Annotated in this window: 15 protein-coding genes and 1 pseudogene; 9 read left to right on the top strand and 7 right to left on the bottom strand. The window is 72.8% G+C overall.

Translation table 11 applies throughout. From position 1 onward, the window contains the following. Positions 1 to 25: 25 nt before the first annotated feature. The gene (locus OIB37_RS02820) at positions 26 to 790 is read right to left on the bottom strand and encodes a TetR/AcrR family transcriptional regulator (RefSeq protein WP_330455892.1); all 765 of its coding nucleotides are present in this window, start codon (positions 788 to 790) and stop codon (positions 26 to 28) included. A gap of 281 nt (positions 791 to 1,071) precedes the next feature. Here OIB37_RS02820 and OIB37_RS02825 point away from each other — a divergent pair, with 281 nt between their 5' ends. Further along, entirely contained in the window at positions 1,072 to 2,292 is a 1,221-nt protein-coding gene (locus OIB37_RS02825; RefSeq protein WP_330455893.1) for a saccharopine dehydrogenase family protein, read from the top strand. Between the two features lie 10 nt (positions 2,293 to 2,302). On the opposite strand, the gene OIB37_RS02830 is transcribed toward OIB37_RS02825, so the two are convergent. After that, on the bottom strand, positions 2,303 to 3,730 hold the full coding sequence (locus OIB37_RS02830; RefSeq protein ID WP_330455894.1) for a M1 family metallopeptidase: 1,428 nt from the start codon (positions 3,728 to 3,730) through the stop codon (positions 2,303 to 2,305). Between the two features lie 169 nt (positions 3,731 to 3,899). On the opposite strand from OIB37_RS02830, the gene OIB37_RS02835 reads away from it, so the two are divergent. Next, positions 3,900 to 4,247 carry a DUF488 domain-containing protein gene (locus OIB37_RS02835; RefSeq protein ID WP_330455895.1) on the top strand — a complete coding sequence of 116 codons (348 nt, stop codon included), beginning with the start codon at positions 3,900 to 3,902 and terminating at the stop codon, positions 4,245 to 4,247. Positions 4,248 to 4,342: 95 nt separating this feature from the next. Here OIB37_RS02835 and OIB37_RS02840 read toward each other — a convergent pair. Next, positions 4,343 to 6,031 (bottom strand): annotated as a pseudogene (locus tag OIB37_RS02840) (FAD-binding dehydrogenase); the annotation flags it as partial. A gap of 90 nt (positions 6,032 to 6,121) precedes the next feature. Continuing rightward, positions 6,122 to 6,838, bottom strand: a complete 717-nt coding sequence (locus tag OIB37_RS02845; RefSeq protein ID WP_330461759.1) for a TetR/AcrR family transcriptional regulator — start codon at positions 6,836 to 6,838, stop codon at positions 6,122 to 6,124. A gap of 158 nt (positions 6,839 to 6,996) precedes the next feature. On the opposite strand from OIB37_RS02845, the gene OIB37_RS02850 reads away from it, so the two are divergent. From OIB37_RS02850 to OIB37_RS02865, 4 genes are all read left to right on the top strand, one after another. Continuing rightward, entirely contained in the window at positions 6,997 to 7,623 is a 627-nt protein-coding gene (locus OIB37_RS02850; protein ID WP_330455896.1) for an alpha-ketoglutarate-dependent dioxygenase AlkB family protein, read from the top strand. Positions 7,624 to 7,715: 92 nt separating this feature from the next. Beyond that, a complete protein-coding gene (locus OIB37_RS02855) occupies positions 7,716 to 8,462 on the top strand; it encodes an MBL fold metallo-hydrolase (protein ID WP_330455897.1) in 747 nt (248 codons plus the stop codon). Positions 8,463 to 8,508: 46 nt separating this feature from the next. Then, positions 8,509 to 9,144 carry a hypothetical protein gene (locus tag OIB37_RS02860; protein ID WP_330455898.1) on the top strand — a complete coding sequence of 212 codons (636 nt, stop codon included), beginning with the start codon at positions 8,509 to 8,511 and terminating at the stop codon, positions 9,142 to 9,144. Positions 9,145 to 9,253: 109 nt separating this feature from the next. Beyond that, a complete protein-coding gene (locus OIB37_RS02865) occupies positions 9,254 to 9,871 on the top strand; it encodes a hypothetical protein (protein WP_330455899.1) in 618 nt (205 codons plus the stop codon). Between the two features lie 83 nt (positions 9,872 to 9,954). Here OIB37_RS02865 and OIB37_RS02870 read toward each other — a convergent pair whose 3' ends face one another. Next, on the bottom strand, positions 9,955 to 10,821 hold the full coding sequence (locus OIB37_RS02870) for a universal stress protein (protein WP_330455900.1): 867 nt from the start codon (positions 10,819 to 10,821) through the stop codon (positions 9,955 to 9,957). 235 nt (positions 10,822 to 11,056) lie between these two features. On the opposite strand from OIB37_RS02870, the gene OIB37_RS02875 reads away from it, so the two are divergent. Genes OIB37_RS02875 through OIB37_RS02885 form a run of 3 tightly spaced genes read left to right on the top strand, consistent with a single transcriptional unit; the run spans position 11,057 to position 14,549 of the window. Further along, positions 11,057 to 12,733, top strand: coding sequence for an FAD-dependent oxidoreductase (locus OIB37_RS02875; protein ID WP_330455901.1), 1,677 nt, complete (start codon positions 11,057 to 11,059; stop codon positions 12,731 to 12,733). Beyond that, a complete protein-coding gene (locus OIB37_RS02880; RefSeq protein WP_330455902.1) occupies positions 12,730 to 14,202 on the top strand; it encodes an ATP-binding protein in 1,473 nt (490 codons plus the stop codon). The genes OIB37_RS02875 and OIB37_RS02880 overlap by 4 nt, the downstream gene beginning before the upstream one ends. Continuing rightward, complete coding sequence (locus tag OIB37_RS02885; protein WP_330455903.1) at positions 14,199 to 14,549, top strand: UBP-type zinc finger domain-containing protein; 351 nt, start codon at positions 14,199 to 14,201, stop codon at positions 14,547 to 14,549. The genes OIB37_RS02880 and OIB37_RS02885 overlap by 4 nt, the downstream gene beginning before the upstream one ends. Positions 14,550 to 14,574: 25 nt before the next feature. Here the strand turns inward: OIB37_RS02885 and OIB37_RS02890 are convergent, their stop codons facing one another. Both OIB37_RS02890 and OIB37_RS02895 read right to left on the bottom strand, forming a co-directional pair. Further along, a complete protein-coding gene (locus OIB37_RS02890; protein WP_330461760.1) occupies positions 14,575 to 15,795 on the bottom strand; it encodes an SGNH/GDSL hydrolase family protein in 1,221 nt (406 codons plus the stop codon). 264 nt (positions 15,796 to 16,059) lie between these two features. Further along, positions 16,060 to 17,853 carry a M4 family metallopeptidase gene (locus tag OIB37_RS02895; protein WP_330455904.1) on the bottom strand — a complete coding sequence of 598 codons (1,794 nt, stop codon included), beginning with the start codon at positions 17,851 to 17,853 and terminating at the stop codon, positions 16,060 to 16,062. Positions 17,854 to 17,882 lie beyond the last annotated feature (29 nt).

Genomic DNA, 17,882 nt, shown 5'->3' on the forward strand with positions numbered 1-17,882 from the left:
GCCCGCACGCCGCTCACCGCCCCGCTCACCGCCCCGTTGACTCCCCTGCTCGATCTCCCGCTCGCTCGCCTGCTGGCTCTCCCGCTCGCGCCCCCGCCGCGAGCCGGCCCTCGGCGCTGTCCAGGAGCATCTCCAGCGCCGTCGGGTACGCGCTGTTGACCATGCGCCGGGCCAGCTGGGGAGCCGCCTCGGCGATACGGGGGTGGGTGGCCCGGGGCAGGCGGGCGTAGGTGGAGTGCCACTTGTCCTCGTCGGCCCGCTGGGAGGCGCTCGGCAGGGCGAGGGAGGCGGCGTCGAGGGCGGCGAAGGCCAGGGTCTGGTCGATGAAGGCGTGGTAGACGCGAACGGTGTCCGCCAGGCCGAAGCCGGCGGTGCGCAGGACGTCCAGGACCGCCTCGTCGGCGGCCAGTTCGTGGACGCGGCCGGTGACGCGGCTCGCGGTCAGCAGCGCGGCCTGCGGATGGGCGACGTACGCGGCGTGGATGCGCAGTCCCATCGCGCGCAGGTCCGCCCGCCACCGCCCTGTGCGCTCCCAGCCGTCGAGGGCCTGCCCGATGAGCGCGTCACCGATGGCGAGCGTGAGGTCGTCCATGCCGCGGAAGTACCGGTACAGGGCGCTGGGGTCGCAGTCGAGCGCCAGGCCGAGGCGGCGCGCGGTGAGCCCGGCGCTGCCGTGCTCGCGCAGCAGGCGCAGCGCGGCGGCGACGATCAGCGTCTCGGACAGCACGGTGCCGCTGCGGGTGGGCCGGCGCCTGCGCCGTTTCTCCTCGGGTACGACGGCCTTGGGCACGGCGGATCCTCCCGTCGGTCTCTTGGTCCTTCGGCACTTCGACCATGTGACGCTTTGGCGCTTTAGCTCTTTGGCACTTTGACGCTTCGGCGCTCTGAGGCCTTGGCCGTTCGGTGACGCGTCGGCAGTTCGGCCGTCGAACCTTCGGCGCCGTTCGGCCCCGTATGTCCATTCCTTATGCCAACGCCATTGACCTTACGGCATGGTCCGGCGTTGGATTCCGGCCAAGGCGCGCCTGCCAAGACTTCGTTCTCGTCCCGATCAGGCAGGGAGTTTCCGACATGCGTGTACTGCTCGTGGGTGCCGGTGGTGTGGGTACGGCCGTCACCCGGATCGCGGCCCGGCGGCCGTTCTTCGACCTCATGGTGGTCGCCGACTACGACGCCGACCGGGCCGGGGCGGCGGTCGCGGCCCTCGACGACGCCGGCGGCCGGTTCCTCGCCGCCCGCGTCGACGCGGGCGACGAGGCGGCGGTGGCGCGGCTGCTCGCCCGTCACGACTGCGACGTGCTGCTCAACGCGACCGACCCGCGGTTCGTGATGCCGCTGTTCCGCGCGGCGCGCTCGGCCGGCGCGACCTATGTGGACATGGCGATGTCGCTGTCCCGGCCGCACCCGGAGCGGCCGTACGAGGAGTGCGGGGTGAAGCTGGGCGACGAGCAGTTCGCGCTGGCCGACGAGTGGGAGAAGGCGGGCGCGCTGGCACTGGTCGGCATGGGCGTGGAGCCCGGCCTGTCGGACGTGTTCGCCCGGTACGCGGCGGACGAACTCTTCGACTCCATCGAGGAGATCGGCGTCCGCGACGGCGCGAACCTGACCGTCGACGGCTACGACTTCGCCCCGTCGTTCAGCATCTGGACCACCATCGAGGAGTGCCTGAACCCGCCGGTCGTCTACGAGGCCGGGCGCGGCTGGTTCACCACCGAGCCGTTCAGCGAGCCCGAGGTGTTCGACTTCCCCGAGGGCATCGGCCCGGTGGAGTGCGTGAACGTCGAACACGAGGAGGTGCTGCTGATGCCGCGCTGGGTCGGCGCGGAGCGGGTCACCTTCAAGTACGGCCTGGGCGGTGAGTTCATCGAGACGCTGAAGACACTGCACCGGCTGGGCCTGGACACCACCGAGCCGGTGGCCGCGCCCGGCCCTCAAGGGCCCGTGCCGGTCTCCCCGCGGGACGTGGTCGCCGCGTGCCTGCCCGATCCGGCGGGGCTGGGCGAGCTGATGCACGGCAAGACCTGCGCGGGCACCTGGGTGCGCGGCGCCAAGGACGGGGCGCCGCGCGAGGTGTACCTGTACCACGTGGTCGACAACCAGTGGTCGATGGCGGAGTACGGCTGCCAGGCTGTGGTGTGGCAGACGGCGGTGAACCCGGTCGTCGCCCTCGAACTCCTCGCCACCGGCGCCTGGTCGGGCACCGGCGTCCTCGGCCCGGAGGCCTTCCCCGCCCGCCCCTACCTGGACCTGCTGACCGAGTACGGCTCCCCGTGGGGGCTGCGCGAGCAGTGAGCCGCGCCGGTCAGGCCCGGCCCGGCTTGCCCTTGGTGTACAGCCAGGTGTGGAACAGCCCGTCGAGGTCCTTGCCCGACACGCGCTCGGCGAGCCGCACGAACCGGTCCGTCGTGCCGTGTCCGGCCCGGTGCTCGGCCGCCCAGGCGCGCAGCACGCGGAAGAAGTCCTTGTCGCCCACGGCCCTGCGCAGCTCGTGCAGGGTCATGGCGCCACGGGCGTAGACGGGCGTGTCGAAGATGTTCGCACCGCTGCCCGGGTCGCCGGGCGGGAAGGCCCACAGGCCGTTCGAGGCGGGGCGGGCGTAGAGCGCGTCGAAGGTCTTCTGGGCGCTGTCGCCACCGTGCTGCTCGCTGTACAGCCATTCGGCGTAGGTGGCGAAGCCCTCGTTGAGCCAGATGTCCTTCCACGCGGTGAGCGAGACGGAGTCGCCGAACCACTGGTGGGCATTCTCGTGGACGAGGGTGCTCAGGTCGGGCGCGGAGTCGTAGAGCGGCCGGCTCTGGGTCTCCAGGGCGTAGCCGACGTCCGGGGCGTGGTCGACGACCGACCCGGCGGCACGGAAGGGGTAGGGCCCGAACAGCCCGCTCTCCCACTCCAGTACGGAGGGCAGCTTCTTGAGCACCGGCGCGGCCGCGCGCGCCTCCCGCGGGTCGACGGCGTTGTACACCTGGACGCCGTCACGCGTGGTGTACCTCTCGATGTCGAACTTGCCGACCGTGGCGGTGGCCAGGTAGGCGGCCATGGGCTCGGACTGGCGCCAGCGGAAGGTGGTGCGGCCGTGGGTGGTGCGCCGGCCGAGCAGGACGCCGTTGGCGACGGCGGTGCGCCCCTCGGGGACCGTGAGGGTGAAGTCGTACGACGCCTTGTCCGTGGGGTGGTTGTTCGCCGGGAACCAGGTCATCGCGCCCTGCGGCTCACCGGCGACGAACGCTCCGTCGTCCGTGGGGATCCAGCCGTCCGCGGAGCCGTCCGGGTCGGTGACGGGTGCGGGGGTGCCCCGGTAGGTGACGGTGACGTGGAACTCCTGGCCCTCGCGCAGCGCGTGGCGCGGGGTGACGACGAGTTCCTGGCCGCTGCGGGTGAAGCGGGCGGTGGCGCGGTCGACGGTGACGCCGGTGACCTTCAGTCCCTTGAGGTCGAGGTCGAAGCGGGTGAGCCGCTGGGTGGCGCGGGCGGTGAGGTCCGCCTTGCCGTCGAGGTGCCGGGAGGAGGTGTCGTAGCCGAGTGCGAGGCCGTAATGGCGGACGTGGTAGCCGCCGTTGCCGCTGAGCGGGAAGTAGGGGTCGCCTGCGCCGGACGCGCCGGTGGTGCCGGCCGCCGCGGGTCCGGCGGCCCCGAGCAGCGCCGCCACGGCGACGGGCACGGTGGCGAGGACCGCCTCGCGGCGGAGGACTGCGGTACGTCGTCGGACGGCCGGTCTGCGGGGTGACGTCACGTGCGCTCCTCGGAATGGGGTGGCGGTGATCGAACCGCCCACAGATTAGAGGCGCGCGCGGGGCGGGTTCCCCCTCATTCAGGTCAAGTCACGCCGCGTCGCCGCGCGGGGCGCGCCGCCGGCCGACGTAGTCTCGCGGGACCGTCCGTGTCCCGAGAGGAGCCCGATCGTGAGTGTGCGCGTGCGTCGCATCTACGACCCGCCCGAGTCCGACGACGGGCTGCGCGTGCTGGTGGACCGGCTGTGGCCTCGCGGGCTGACCAAGGAGGAGGCGCACATCGACGAGTGGCCCAAGGCCCTGACGCCGTCGACGGAGTTGCGCCAGTGGTACCACGGAGGCGGCACGTACGAGGAGTTCCGGCGCCGCTACGAGTCGGAGCTGGAGGCCCCCGGAAGCGCGGAACTGCTCGACGGTCTCAGGAAGTCCAGCCACGACGGACCGGTCACTCTCCTCACGGCGTCCAAGCGGCCCGGGGAGAGTCACGCGGATGTCCTGGCGGAGCTGTTGAAGGGCTGACTGTGGCGGAGCGGAGGCGCTGAAGCGCCGGCCGGGGCCGGGCGGGGCGGTGGGGCGCGGGCGTGCCGCGTCCCACCACCGGCGGAAGGCTCCGGTCAGTCCGCCTGCCGGGCCGCCGCCCGGCCCGCGGCCCGGCCCGAGAAGAGGCAGCCGCCGAGGAAGGTGCCTTCGAGGGCGTTGTACCCGTGAACGCCGCCGCCGCCGAAGCCGGCGACCTCGCCCGCCGCGTAGAGGCCGGCGAGGGGATTGCCGTCGAGGCCGAGGGCGCGGGAGTCGAGGTCGGTCTGGATGCCGCCGAGGGTCTTGCGGGTCAGGACGCGCAGCCGCACGCCTATCAGGGGGCCGGCGGCGGGGTCGAGGATGCGGTGCGGGGTGGCGACCCGGCCGAGGCGGTCGCCGATGAAGCGGCGGGCGTTGCGGATGCCCTGGACCTGGGCGTCCTTGCTGTAGGGGTTGGCCATCTGCAGGTCGCGGGCCTCGATCTGGCGGCGGACCTCGGCCGCGTCCAGCAGCGGCTCGTCCGTGAGTCCGTTCATCCTCTCGACCAGTTGCTCCAGGTTGCCCGCGGTGACGAAGTCGGCGCCCTTGTCGAGGAAGGCCTGGACAGGGACGGGGGCTCCCTTGCCCAGCAGTCGGTCCCGGAGCACGGCCCCCCGGTCCTTCGCCGTGATGTCGGGGTTCTGCTCGGAGCCGGAGAGCGCGAACTCCTTCTCGACGATCTTCCGGGTGAGGACGAACCAGGAGTGGTCGTAGCCCGCGATGTCCTCGGTGGTGCGCAGGTACTTGAGGGTGCCGAGGGTGTCGTAGCCCGGCAGGCAGGGGTCGGGCAGGCGGCGGCCGAGGGCGTCGAGCCAGATGGAGGACGGGCCGGGCAGGATGCGGATGCCGTGGCCGGGCCAGACGGGGTCCCAGTTCTGCAGGCCCTCGGTGTAGTGCCACATGCGGTCCCGGTTGACCAGGCGTGCCCCCGCCTCCGCGCTGATGCCGAGCATGCGTCCGTCGACGTAGGCGGGGACGCCGGTGACCATCTCGGCGGGCGCGGTGCCGAGCCGCTCGGGCCAGTGGCGGCGGACGATGTCGTGGTCGGCGCCGATACCGCCGCTGGTGACGATCACGGCCTGGGCCCTGAGTTCGAAGTCGCCGGCGCGGTCGCGGTTGGAGGCGACGCCGCGCGGTGAGTCGTCGTCGGCGAGGAGGGTGCCGCGCACTCCGCGTGCCGCGCCGTCCTCGATGACCAGCTCGTCGACCCGGTGGCGGTGGTGGAAGGTGAGCAGTCCGTCCCGGGCGGCCTGGCGGGCGTACTCGACGAAGGGTCCGACCACGCCGGTGCCGGTGCCCCAGGCGATGTGGAAGCGGGGTACGGAGTTGCCGTGGCCGGTGGCCCGCAGGTCGCCGCGCTCGGCCCAGCCGACGGTCGGCAGCAGCTCGATGCCGTGTCCCTGGAGCCAGGACCGCTTCTCGCCGGCCGCGAACTCGACGTAGGCGCGCGCCCAGCGCACGGCCCAGGAGTCCTCGTCCGCGATCCGGTCGAACTGGGCGCTGCCCCGCCAGTCGTTCCAGGCGAGGTCGAAGGAGTCCTTGATGCCGAGGCGGCGCTGCTCGGGCGAGCCCACGAGGAAGAGCCCGCCGAAGGACCAGAACGCCTGGCCGCCGAGGTTGGCGGCGTTCTCCTGCTCGACCAGGGCGACCCGCTTGCCCCGGCTGGTGATCTCATGCGCCGCGACCAGGCCGGCGAGGCCCGCTCCGACGACGATGACGTCCGCGTCCATGGCGTCCATGACGTCTGTGTCCTTCCGTCTTCGACTACGACTCGTTGCGTCTTCGCCTACGACTCGTTCCGTCTGCGACTACGACTCGTCCGGGGTGCTGCGGTCTCACGCGGGGGCGGCGCGACCGTGCCCGGGAGCGCCTTGGCCGTCCCCGGGAGTGGCGTGGCCGTGCCCGGGGGTGCCGGCACCGTCGGTCAGCAGGGCGGTGAGCAGCTGCTTGAGCCAGCTGCGGGCGGCGTCGACGTCCTTGTCCAGCAGGAGCTGGGTGGTGACGCCGTCGTACGCGGCGACCACCGCGCGGGCCGCGCCGTCCGCGCCACCGAGCACGGCGGGCAGCGTGGCGTGTCCCCCGGCCCGGAAGAGGCGGTCGGCGACGGCCTCGCGCAGGCGGGCGCGGTGGTCGAGGAGGACCCGGGCGACGGCCGGGTCCCGGGCCGCGTGCACCAGGAAGTCGGTCTTCACCAGCAGCCAGTCCACGTCGAGCAGCAGCACCTCCGTGACCCGGTCCACGGAGGCGGGCACGTCGAGGCCGGGTCCGTCCTGGGCGAGCGCCTCGGCCACCTGGGCGGCGATGAGGTCGGCACGCTCCTGGTAGAGGGCGAAGAACAGCTCGTCGAGCGTGGCGAAGTTGGAGTAGAAGGCGCCCCGGCTGTAGCCGGCGGCCTCGCAGACCTCCTCGATGGAGACGCGGCCGAAGCCCTTGGCGGCGAAGACCGCGAAGGCGGCGTCGAGCAGGTTCGCCCGCGTCCTGGCCCGCCGTCTGGTGACCCGCGGGGCCGTGTCCCGCAGGGCCGTGTCCCGCGCAGTCGTGTCCGCCGTCATGCCCGCCGCCGTTTCCGCCGCCGTGTCGGCCGTCATGTCCGCCCTCCGTTTCGATACGGGAATGTATCCGATACACGGGTGTATCGAAAGGGGTGTCCAGCTCTCGGGAGTCCCTCGTGAAGGGAACACATTTTCGATTACCGAGGTACGCTGAGTCCATGTCCACGCACCTTCAGGGCTCCCTGTTCGACCAGACCGACGAGCTGCGGCTCGGTTCCCTCCACGGGCTGCGCCGGACCGGACTGAGCGCCGGCGCCTGGATCGACGTGCTGCCGGGCTGGCTGAGCGGCGCCGACGCGCTGTTCGAACAGCTCGCCGCCGAGGTTCCGTGGCGGGCCGAGCGCCGCAAGATGTACGACGCCGTCGTGGCCGTACCACGTCTGCTCGCCTTCTACGACGCCCGCGACCCGCTGCCCCACCCGGTGCTCGACGAGGCCCGCGCCGCCCTGACCGCGCGCTACGCGCGGGAGACGGGCGGTCCGTTCACCACCGCCGGACTGTGCTTCTACCGAGACGGCCGGGACAGTGTCGCCTGGCACGGCGACCGGATCGGACGGGGCGCCCGCGAGGACACGATGGTCGCGATCCTGTCCGTCGGCGCGCCCCGCGACCTGCTGCTGCGGCCGCTGGGCGGAGGCGAGACGGTCCGGCGGCCGCTGGGGCACGGCGACCTGATCGTGATGGGCGGCTCCTGCCAGCGCACCTGGGAGCACTGCGTCCCCAAGACAGCCCGGGCCACCGGGCCCCGGATCAGCATCCAGTTCCGGCCGCACGGCGTACGGTGACGCGGGCGCAACGCGGGCGGATCACTTTCGCACGCCGGTGACGCGTCTGGTTGGCTGTCCCCGACGATCACTCGACCGGGACAGGGGACAGCATGTCCGCAGACGTACGCCAAGTAGCCGACGACACCTACCTGGTGCACGGCCACCACACCAACTGGGTGATCCTCAGGGACGGTGACGCCGTCACACTCGTCGACACCGGATATCCCGGGGACCGCGAGGGCGTCCTCGAGTCCCTCGCGGCGGTGGGCAGTTCACCGGAGGCCGTCGCCGCCGTGCTGATCACCCACGCGCACAACGACCACATCGGGTCGGCCGAGTACCTGCGCACGACGTACGGCACCCCGGTCCACCTGCACCCGGCGGAAGTCCCGCACGCGCGCCGGGACTTCCTCCAGCAGGCCACCATCGGGGACGTCGTCCGCAACGCCTGGCGCCCCGGTGTGCTGCCCTGGGCCGCACACGTCATCCGGGTCGGCGGGACCGCCCACAACCCCGTCACCGCCCCCGAACCGTTCCCCGGCGAGGGCCCGCTCGACCTTCCCGGGCGCCCCGTCCCGGTGCACACGCCCGGCCACACGGACGGCCACTGCGTCTACCACCTGCCGGAGGCGGGCATCGTGATCTCCGGCGACGCGCTGGTCAGCGGCCACGCGACCTCCCGGATCAAGGGCCCCCAGCTGCTCCACACCTTCTTCCACCACGAGCGCGCGCAGGCCCTGGCCTCCCTGGACCTGATCGGCGCCCTCGACGGCGACACCCTGCTGCCGGGCCACGGACCGCTCCACAAGGGTCCGGTGCGAGCCGCCGCCGACCAGGCACGGGAACGGGCCGCCTAGAAACCGGGGCCTGCCGGCGCGACGGGTCCTGCTAGAACAGTCACCGATGGGCACTCAGGAGCGCGAACGCAAGGTGTACCGGCCGCTGTGGCGGGCCGGCCTCGAAGTGATTCCGAACGCCGTTCCGGCCGGCACGATACCGTTCGTCGGCGGGTACCGGATCGAGGACGTGGTCGGCGGCTTCTCCCACCCGTACGAGACTCCGCGGCTCGTCCGACGGCTCAACGCGGACTGGTACGAACTCGCCGTCTCCTCGGGCCTTCTCGACCACCGGCGCGAGTTCCTCGTCAGGCTTCCGCAGGGCACCCGAACACACCGGGCCGCTCTGCGGCACACGGAGAGCGGCAACGACGCGCCGGCGGTCTGGACCCGGGTCCGGCTCCTGGAGCGCTGGGACATCATGGGCCGGGGTGCGGGATCGGCGTTCCTCGGCGTGCACGCGGGCCACCCGGGCTTCGGCATGATGGCTCTCGACAGCAGTGTCTACATCCATGCCTCGACGGGCGAGATCGGTGTCGACGTGCTCACGGTGGTCCACCCGGACCGCTCGGAGAACGTTCTGCGGACCATGGAGCGGATCGTGCTCCATGACAGTCCCTACGACGACCACCCGTTCAAGCGGCAGGTCGCCGCCTGGCTCGCCGGACGTGCACGGAGCGGCCTCAGCCCGTCGGGCCGCTGACGACACGGCCCGGGCGTTCGGCCGGAGCGCCTCGGACCTGGAACCTCGGGCCTCGGACCTTGGGCCGAATTGCGGTGCGGATCGCGGGAGTTCCTGTCAGTCTGAGCGCGTGTCCAAGATCGATACGACGGACGAGTGCCCGGCCGGTGAGCTTGCCGGGCCCGGGAACCTCCACACCTACCGGATACGCGGCCTCAACCGCAGCGCGCTGGTCCTGTGGAGCACAGGACCAGAGGTCACGGATGACCGCGTACCGACCGTGACGGTGGACGGACACCGGCGGGTTCCGGTGTTCGCGACCACCCGGCAGGCGCGGGCGTTCGCGAACCGCCAGGGGCGGGATTTGATCACGGAGAGCGACAGCACACTGGAGCTCGTACGGGTCCAGCGCTGGCTGGCGGACCCCGCCCGCCGGGCCGTACCGTCCGGCCCGGTACTGGACGCGTGGAACTTCTTCGAGGACCTCGCCCGTGGACTCCGCACGGAGCACTCGCTACCCCGGCAGACAGCCGTGCACAACGACGCCTACGAGAAGCTGTTCGGCGGTGAGTGCTCCGCGTGGACCCCCGAGGAGCGCGCCACCGTACTCGAACTGCTCACAGCGGGAGTGGAGTTGTGGGAGACCTGCCCGGTCGTGGTGAACCCTCGCACGCCCGGCGACCACTCGTCGCGGCACGCCGCGCGCGGCTCGGGCGAAGGTCCGGACCCCCGGGATCCCGCCGGCTGACGTCCGCCAGACTGCGGGCTCCCCGAGCAGGCCGGCAGGCGCGCCGCTCGCCCGCCCTGCCGCTCTCCCGCTCTCCCGCCGGGTCAGTCGTGCGGGACCACCGCCACCGGGCACTCCGCGTGGTGCAGCACCCCGTGCGCGACCGAGCCGATACGGGCGCCGACGGCCGTGCGGTGGGCGCGGCGGCCCACGACCAGCAGCTGAGCCCGCCCGGCCAGTGACAGCAGCACCTGGCCGGCGCTGCCCAGCTCCACGTGCTCGGCCACCGGGACCTCGGGGTAGCGCTCCCGCCAGGGTCCGAGCGCGTCGGCCAGGGCCTGCTTCTCGTACGGTTCGAGGCCGCCGGCGTCGTCCAGGAGCTTGAGCGAGGCCGGGCTGTAGGCGAAGACGGGCGGCAGGGTCCAGGCGCGGACGGCCCGTACGGTGGCGCCCCGGGCGGCCGCCGTCTCGAACGCGAAGGACAGCGCGGCCGCGCTGTCCTCCGGGCCGCCGTGCTGGCCGACGACGACGTCCCGTCCGCCGGCCTCGGCCACCGGCTCGTCCCCGGCGCGTACCAGGACCACGGGCCGGTGCGCCTCGGCGATCACCTGCCGGCCGACCGAGCCGAGCAGGAACCCGACCACCGGGCCGTGCCCGCGCGAGCCCAGCACCAGCATCTCGGCGTCGGCGGCAGCCTCGGCCAGCGCCTCCGCGGCCCCGCCTTCCAGCACGTCGACACCGACCTCCGGCACCTGGTGCCGCCCGCAGACGGCGCGCACGGCCTCGGCGACCCCGTCCGTCACCCACCCCTGCTGGGTGTCGCGGTCGGCCCCGGGGAGCGCGTCGGCGTAGCGCCACGCGTGCACCACGCGCAGGGGCAGTCCCCGGCGTACGGCCTCGCGGGCGGCCCAGTCCAGCGCGGCCAGGCTCTCCTCCGTACCGTCCACCCCTGCCGTGATCGGACGTGTCATGCGTGGGCCTCCCTGGTTGTTCGGTGTCCGTGGGAGCCAGTCTTCCCCGAGCGGCGCACTCTCCCCCGGCGTTCCCGGAAGGCCACGTGGCCGCGGTGACCGAGGCGGCCCCGGTGGCCGAGGTGACCACCGCGTGCCGGGGCGAACCCGGGCGATCGAACATACGATGGGCGGGAACCGGTGCGGTGGCTCCGCGTCACCGTCTCGTGGATCCGGCCGCTCGGGTGGGAGACGTATGGCACAGGCCGCCGACGCAGCGCGGACCGTCATCCTGACCGTGGACGACGACCCGGGGGTCTCCCGCGCCGTCGCCCGTGACCTCAGACGCCGCTACGGGGCGTCGTACCGGATCGTGCGCGCGGAGTCCGGGGAGTCCGCGCTGGACGCGCTGCGCGAGCTGAAGCTGCGCGGCGACCTGGTGGCGGTGATCCTCGCGGACTACCGGATGCCGCAGATGAACGGTATCGAGTTCCTGGAGCAGGCCCTCGACGTGTATCCGGGGGCGCGGCGGGTGCTGCTGACCGCGTACGCGGACACGGGCGCGGCGATCGACGCGATCAACGTCGTGGACCTGGACCACTACCTGCTCAAGCCGTGGGACCCGCCGGAGGAGAAGCTCTACCCGGTGCTGGACGACCTGCTCCAGGCCTGGCGGTGCAGCGACTACCGGCCGGTGCCCGCCACGAAGGTGGTCGGGCACCGCTGGTCGGCGCGCTCCTCGGACGTGCGCGAGTTCCTGGCCCGCAACCAGGTGCCGTACCGCTGGTACTCGGTGGAGGAGCCGGAGGGCCGGCGGCTGCTGGCGGCGGCCGGGCAGGACGGCCGGCGGCTGCCCCTGGTGATCACCCCGGACGGCACGGTCCTGGTCGAGCCCGAGGCGCCCGAGCTGGCCGCGCGGGTGGGCCTGGCGACGACACCCACGGCCGACTTCTACGACCTGGTGGTGATCGGCGGCGGTCCGGCCGGACTGGGCGCGGCCGTGTACGGGGCCTCTGAGGGGCTGCGGACCGTCCTCGTGGAGCGGTCGGCGACGGGCGGGCAGGCCGGGCAGAGCTCCCGGATCGAGAACTACCTCGGCTTCCCCGACGGCGTCTCCGGTGCCCAGCTCACCGACCGGGCGCGGCGGCAGGCGACCAGGTTCGGCGCCGAGATCCTCACCGCGCGCGAGGTGACGCGGCTGGAGATCAACGGGGCGGCGCGGATCGTGCACTTCGCGGACGGCACGGCGATCGCGGCGCACAGCGTGATCCTGGCGACGGGCGTGCAGTACCGGCAGCTTGAGGCCGAGGGCTGCCTCGACCTGACCGGCTGCGGGGTGTTCTACGGCTCCGCGCTGACCGAGGCGGCCTCCTGCCAGGACCACGACGTGTACATCGTCGGCGGCGCCAACTCGGCCGGGCAGGCGGCGATGTACCTGGCCCGGTACGCCAAGTCGGTGACGCTGCTGGTGCGCGGGGCCGACCTGTCGGCGTCGATGTCGCACTACCTGGTCCAGCAGATCGACGACGCCCCGAACATCTCGGTGCGCCCGCACACGGTGGTCGACGCCGCGCACGGCTCGGACCGCCTGGAGCGGCTGACGCTGCGCCATGTGGCCAGCGGGGAGAGCGAACAGGTCGACGCGCAGTGGATGTTCGTGTTCATCGGCGCGGCCCCGCTCACCGACTGGCTGGGTGACTCGGTGCTGCGGGACGCGCGGGGGTTCATCCTGGCCGGGCCCGACCTGACCGCCGACGGGCGGCCGCCGGCCGGCTGGGAGCTGGACCGGCCGCCGTACCACCTGGAGACCAGTGTGCCGGGCGTGTTCGTGGCGGGCGACGCGCGCGCGGAGTCCGCCAAGCGCGTCGCGTCCGCCGTCGGAGAGGGAGCCATGGCCGTCATGCTCGTCCACCGGTATCTGGAGCAGTCGTGAGCGGGCAGCTCATGCCGTGCAGCCCGCAGGAGATCGGCTCCCTGTTCCTGTTCGAGAAGCTGGCGCCCGAGCAGTTGGGGCGGCTGTGCGGCGCGGGCCGGATCGAGCTGTTCCCGCCCGGCCCGGTGTACACCGAGGGCGAACCCGCCACCTGCTTCTACGTGATGCTGGAGGGCACGGTGGTGCTCTCCCGCCGGGTCGGCGCCGATGACGTGGAGGTGACGCGGACCTCGCAGCGCGGGGTGTACGCGGGCGCCATGCAGGCGTATCTGGGGGACCGGGTGCGGCAGGTGTACAACAACTCGATGCGGGTGACGGAGCCGACGCGGTTCTTCGTGCTGCCGGCGGAGACCTTCGCGGAGATCATGAGCGAGTGGTTCCCGATGGCCGTGCACCTGCTGGAGGGGTTGTTCTACGGCTCGAAGAACGCCCAGGCGACGGTCGGGCAGCGCGAACGGCTGCTGGCCCTCGGCTCGTTGTCCGCGGGGCTGACGCATGAGCTGAACAACCCCGCCGCGGCCGCCGTCCGGGCGACGGCCTCGCTGCGGGAGCGGGTCGCGAAGATGCGGCACAAGCTCGCCATGATCGCCGAATCACCCTTCTCCCACGAGGCCTTGGCGAACCTGATCGAGATCCAGGAGCGCACCGCCGAGCGGGTCTCCAAGGCGCCGTCGCTCAGCCCGCTGGAGGTGTCCGACCGGGAGGACGCGCTCGCGGACTGGCTGGACGACCACGGTGTCGAGGGCGGCTGGCGGATCGCGCCGGTCTTCGTGCAGGCGGGACTCGACACCGACTGGCTGGAGCAGGTCGCGGCGGCCGTCGGCGAGGAGATCCTGCCCGGGGCGGTGGGCTGGCTCAACTACACCGTCGAGACCGAGCTGTTGATGAACGAGATCGAGGACTCCACCACCCGGATCACGCATCTGGTCGACGCGGCCAAGCAGTACTCGCAGCTGGACCGGGCGCCCTACCGGGTGGTGGACGTGCACGAACTCCTCGACAGCACCCTGCTGATGCTGTCCGCCAAGATCGGCCCGCGCATCGACGTCGTGAAGGAGTACGACCGCACGCTCCCACCGGTGCCCGCCTATCCGGCGGAGCTGAACCAGGTGTGGACGAACCTCGTCGACAACGCGGTGTCGGCCATCGACAGCGCGGGCGGGGACGGCACGCTGACCGTGCGGACGACGTCCGACCACGAGTGGCTGGTGGTGGAGTTCCGGGACACGGGACCCGGTGTCCCGCCGGACATCAAGGACCGGATCTTCGACCCGTTCTTCACCACCAAGCCGGTCGGCGAGGGCACCGGTCTCGGTCTGGACATCTCCTGGCGGATCGTCGTCAACAAGCACCACGGCGCCCTGCGGGTGGAGTCGGTGCCGGGCGACACCCGCTTCCAGGTCTTCCTTCCGCTGACCGCCGAGACACCGGACGAGGAGTCCGGTCCGACTCCCGAGGAGGCAGTATGAGCGGCGACGAGGCGATCGACCCGGGCGTTCCCCCCAGCGGCACCGGGTGCGTCGAGTGCGACGACGCGGGCGGCTGGTGGTTCCATCTGCGCCGGTGCGCGCAGTGTGGGCACATCGGCTGCTGTGACGACTCCCCCTCCAAGCACGCCACGGCCCACTACCGGGCCACCGGCCATCCGGTGATCCGCAGCTTCGAGCCGGGCGAGGAGTGGTTCTGGAACTTCGCCGAGAACGAGCTGTACAACTCGGGCCCCGAACTCGCTCCCCCGGCCTGCCATCCCGAGGACCAGCCGGTGCCGGGCCCGGCCGGACGGGTGCCGGCGAACTGGGCGGACACGCTGCGCTGACCCGGGCGGCCCCCGCGGGACGCGTTCAGCGCCCGCAGTCGAGGCTGCCGGGGTCCACGGCGTCGGCCAGGGCCCGCATGCCCCGGTCGCCGGGGTGGAGGTGGTCGCCGCTGTCGAGGGCGGGCCTCATCCGCGCGGGGTCGTCGGGGCTGCCGAGGACCCGGTCGAAGTCGGCGACCGCGTCGAAGGCGCCGCCGGTGCGGATGAACCGGTTCACTTCCTGGCGTACCGCCTCGGCGGCCGGGCTCCACTCGGGCCAGCCCTTGAAGGGGCCGACCGTCGCCCCCACCACGCATGTCCCGGCCGCGTGCGCGCGCCTGACGATCTGGCGGTAGCCGGCGACGAGCTCGGCCGCGGAGGCTCCGCCGACCGCCTTGATGTCGTTGACCCCTTCGAAGAGGACCACGGTGCGCACACCGGGCTGGGAGAGGACGTCCCGGTCCAGCCGGCGCAGGGCGCTCTGTCCTCCGGCGTCCTGGAGGACCTCGTTGCCCGACATCCCCGCGTCGGCCACGCCCTTGACGTGTGTGCCGGCCTTGCGCAGACGCCGGGCGAGGTAGTCGGTCCAGCGCCGGTCGCGGTCGGCGGTGGACCGCAGACCGTCGGTCAGGGAGTCGCCGAGCGCGACGACGGCTCCGGTGGCGGGGTGGGCCGGGCGCACGGAGACGGCGTCCAGGTACCACCAGGAGCCGGTGGTCCGCGTCCAGTGCGCGGCCCTGTCCTCGGCGGTGTGGTCGCCCTCGGTGACGTACGACGTCTGCAGGGCCGTCACATGGCCGGTGGCCGGCCCCCGCGCGCCGGGGGTGCGGAGGCTGACGGCCAGCGCGGCGGCGGCCGGCAGCCTGCCCGGCAGCGGATCGCTCCACGCGACGGCGCCGGCCGGCACGGTGACCGTGCGGGCTCCGCCGAAGGTCAGCGGCCGGTTGCTGCCCCCGCGCAGGGCGGCACCCTCGCTCCGCAGGCCCGCGTAGACCTTGTCCACGGTGAGCGGGCGGTCGCCGAAGGCGTTCGAGAGGCGGATCCGCAGGCCGCTCCCGCCGACGCTGGTGCGCACGACGAGCCGGTAGCCGCGGCCGGCGACGCCCTCGCCGGCGAGGCCGGCGCTCGCCGCCCAGGTGACGACTCCGGAGGGCCTGCCGACGGTCACGGGAAGGGTGCCCGCGGCCCCGGCGGGCTGGGCCTGCCCGGCGAGGGCGAGGAGCAGAAGGGCCGCGGCACGCGGGACGGCCCCGGAACGGGCGTTCACCGTGCCACGTGCCGCCGCGTCCCGCCGTGCCACGGACCCGCCGGGCCCGGGCCGCGGGCGGGCCGTACGGGACGTGCCTGCGCGTCTCACGCACGCCATCGTCCCGCCATTCGGGTGAATTCGCACCTCGATGGGTTTCACGCCCAGGACGCCGACCCGGCTCCGGCTCCGGATGTGCGGATGTGCGGATGTGCGGATGTGCGGATGTGCGGATGCCCCGCGCGGGGCGGGGCATCCGGTGGTGCTGGTGTTCGCCTGCGACGATCAGTGACCGGCGGCCGGCGCGTTGGCGGCGGTGACGTTGACCGCGGCCCACGCCTTGTCCACCGTCTTGTACTCGGTGCTGGTCGACCCGTACAGGTCCTTGGCCGCCTTCAGCGTCGCGGCGCGCGCGTCGTGGAAGTCGGTCGAGGAGACCATGTAGCGGGTCAGAGCCCGGTAGAAGATGGCGGTCGCCTTGGTACGGCCGATGCCCTTGACCGTGGACCCGTTGTAGGTCGGCGAGTTGTAGGCGACGGTGCCGATCGTCTTCTTGCCGCTGCCCTCCGCGAGGAGGTAGTAGGCGTGCGAGGAGACGCCGGACCCGGCGTGCACCTCCGTGTAGTACGTGTCCGGCGACCAGTAGTCGATCGTGCCCTCGAGCTTGTCGAGCGACGGGTGGTCCAGACGGCGCAGGAACTTCTGGGCCAGGCCCAGCTTCTCGCCGATCAGGTAGTCCGGCGTGTCCTTCGCGTTCTTCGCGTAGAACTCCACGTTGGAGCCGAAGATGTCCGCGAGCGACTCGTTCAGCGCGCCGGGCTCGCCGTACTGGTTGCCGTCCGAGTCGACGTAGGTCGGCTCGAGCTTGGCGGTCGAGTCCACGACGCCGTGGGTCAGCTCGTGACCGGTGACGTCGAGGACGACGAGCGGCTTCTTGAACATGTCGCCGTCGCCGTCGCCGTACAGCATGCAGGTGCAGGCCGGGTCCCAGAAGGCGTTGGCGACGCCACGGCCCCAGTGGACCATGCCGCGCGCGGCCTTGCTGTTGTTGGCTATGCCCTTGCGGCCGAAGGTCTTCTTGTAGAAGTCCAGCGTCTTCGTGATGCCGTACTGGGCGTCGGCGGCGGCGCTGGCGCGGTTGCTGGTCGCGCCGTTGCCCCACACGTCGGTGGTGTTGGTGAACTTCGTTCCCGCGCTGAAGCTCTCCGTGTACTTGCCCTTGGCGTCACGCGTCTCGCTGCCGTACCGGCTCGGGTCCTTCAGCTGGTAGTGGCCGCGCGAGGTCGCCGTGGTGGTGAGGCCGACACTGCCCATGAAGAGGGTCTTGCCGGTGCCGTGCGCGGTCGCGGGGTAGTGCGTCACGCCCGAGAGCCGCGCGCCGAGCAGCCCGGCCATCGAGGGCGCGCTGCCGGTGGCCGGCTCGGCCGTCTCGCCACGCTTGCGCAGGGTCTTGAGCAGCTTCGGCGACAGGAACTCGTCGGCGTCCGGCGTGTTGCTGCGCACCTTGCCGGTGAGGGCGTCGACGACGACCGTGCTGGAACCGCCGTCGGCGGAGTCGGTGCCGGTCACCGTCACCTGGTAGGCGAGGGTGGCGGCGCCTCCGCGGGCGTCCACCACCAGCGCCACGCTGTCCGCGTCGCCCTGGGCCGCCTCGGCGGCCTTCGCGGCGGCCTGGCCGGCCGTCAGCTTGGGCGTGGTGGCGGCGGGCTTCACGGCGTGGTCGGCGGCACGGGTGACACCCGTGTACGCCAGCTGCCGGTTCAGGTGGACGACGAGGTCGCCGCCGAGCACCGGCATGCCGTCGTGGCTGCGGACGAAACGGACGTGCCGCGCGCCCTCGGGGTCGACCATCACGTCCTGGGCGACGAGTTCGTCACCCTGGGAGACGCCGGTCTCGGAGGTGTGGGCGAAGGCCGCGGCGCGCGCCGCCTCCACCACCGCCGTGGCCGTCGTGGCGGTGGAGGCGGCAGAAGGCGCCACCCCCGTGGCGGGCCCCGCGACGGCCGTACCGGCCAGGCCCGTGGCAGCCGTCGTCACCGCGACGGCGACGGCGAGGCTGCGTATGTGCGGTCTACGCACTATGGAGTGTTCCTTCGTTCGAGGACGGC

It is taken from the genome of Streptomyces sp. NBC_00820, assembly GCF_036347055.1.
Taxonomy (GTDB): domain Bacteria; phylum Actinomycetota; class Actinomycetes; order Streptomycetales; family Streptomycetaceae; genus Streptomyces.

Excerpts from the sequence above, each read along its gene's own strand:
- OIB37_RS02825 (WP_330455893.1), top strand. The coding sequence starts at position 1,072 with ATGCGTGTACTGCTCGTGGGTGCCGGTGGTGTGGGTACGGCCGTCACC.
- OIB37_RS02845 (WP_330461759.1), bottom strand. The coding sequence starts at position 6,838 with ATGACGGCGGACACGACTGCGCGGGACACGGCCCTGCGGGACACGGCC.
- OIB37_RS02850 (WP_330455896.1), top strand. The coding sequence starts at position 6,997 with ATGTCCACGCACCTTCAGGGCTCCCTGTTCGACCAGACCGACGAGCTG.
- OIB37_RS02855 (WP_330455897.1), top strand. The coding sequence starts at position 7,716 with ATGTCCGCAGACGTACGCCAAGTAGCCGACGACACCTACCTGGTGCAC.
- OIB37_RS02860 (WP_330455898.1), top strand. The coding sequence starts at position 8,509 with ATGGGCACTCAGGAGCGCGAACGCAAGGTGTACCGGCCGCTGTGGCGG.
- OIB37_RS02870 (WP_330455900.1), bottom strand. The coding sequence starts at position 10,821 with ATGACACGTCCGATCACGGCAGGGGTGGACGGTACGGAGGAGAGCCTG.
- OIB37_RS02875 (WP_330455901.1), top strand. The coding sequence starts at position 11,057 with ATGGCACAGGCCGCCGACGCAGCGCGGACCGTCATCCTGACCGTGGAC.
- OIB37_RS02885 (WP_330455903.1), top strand. The coding sequence starts at position 14,199 with ATGAGCGGCGACGAGGCGATCGACCCGGGCGTTCCCCCCAGCGGCACC.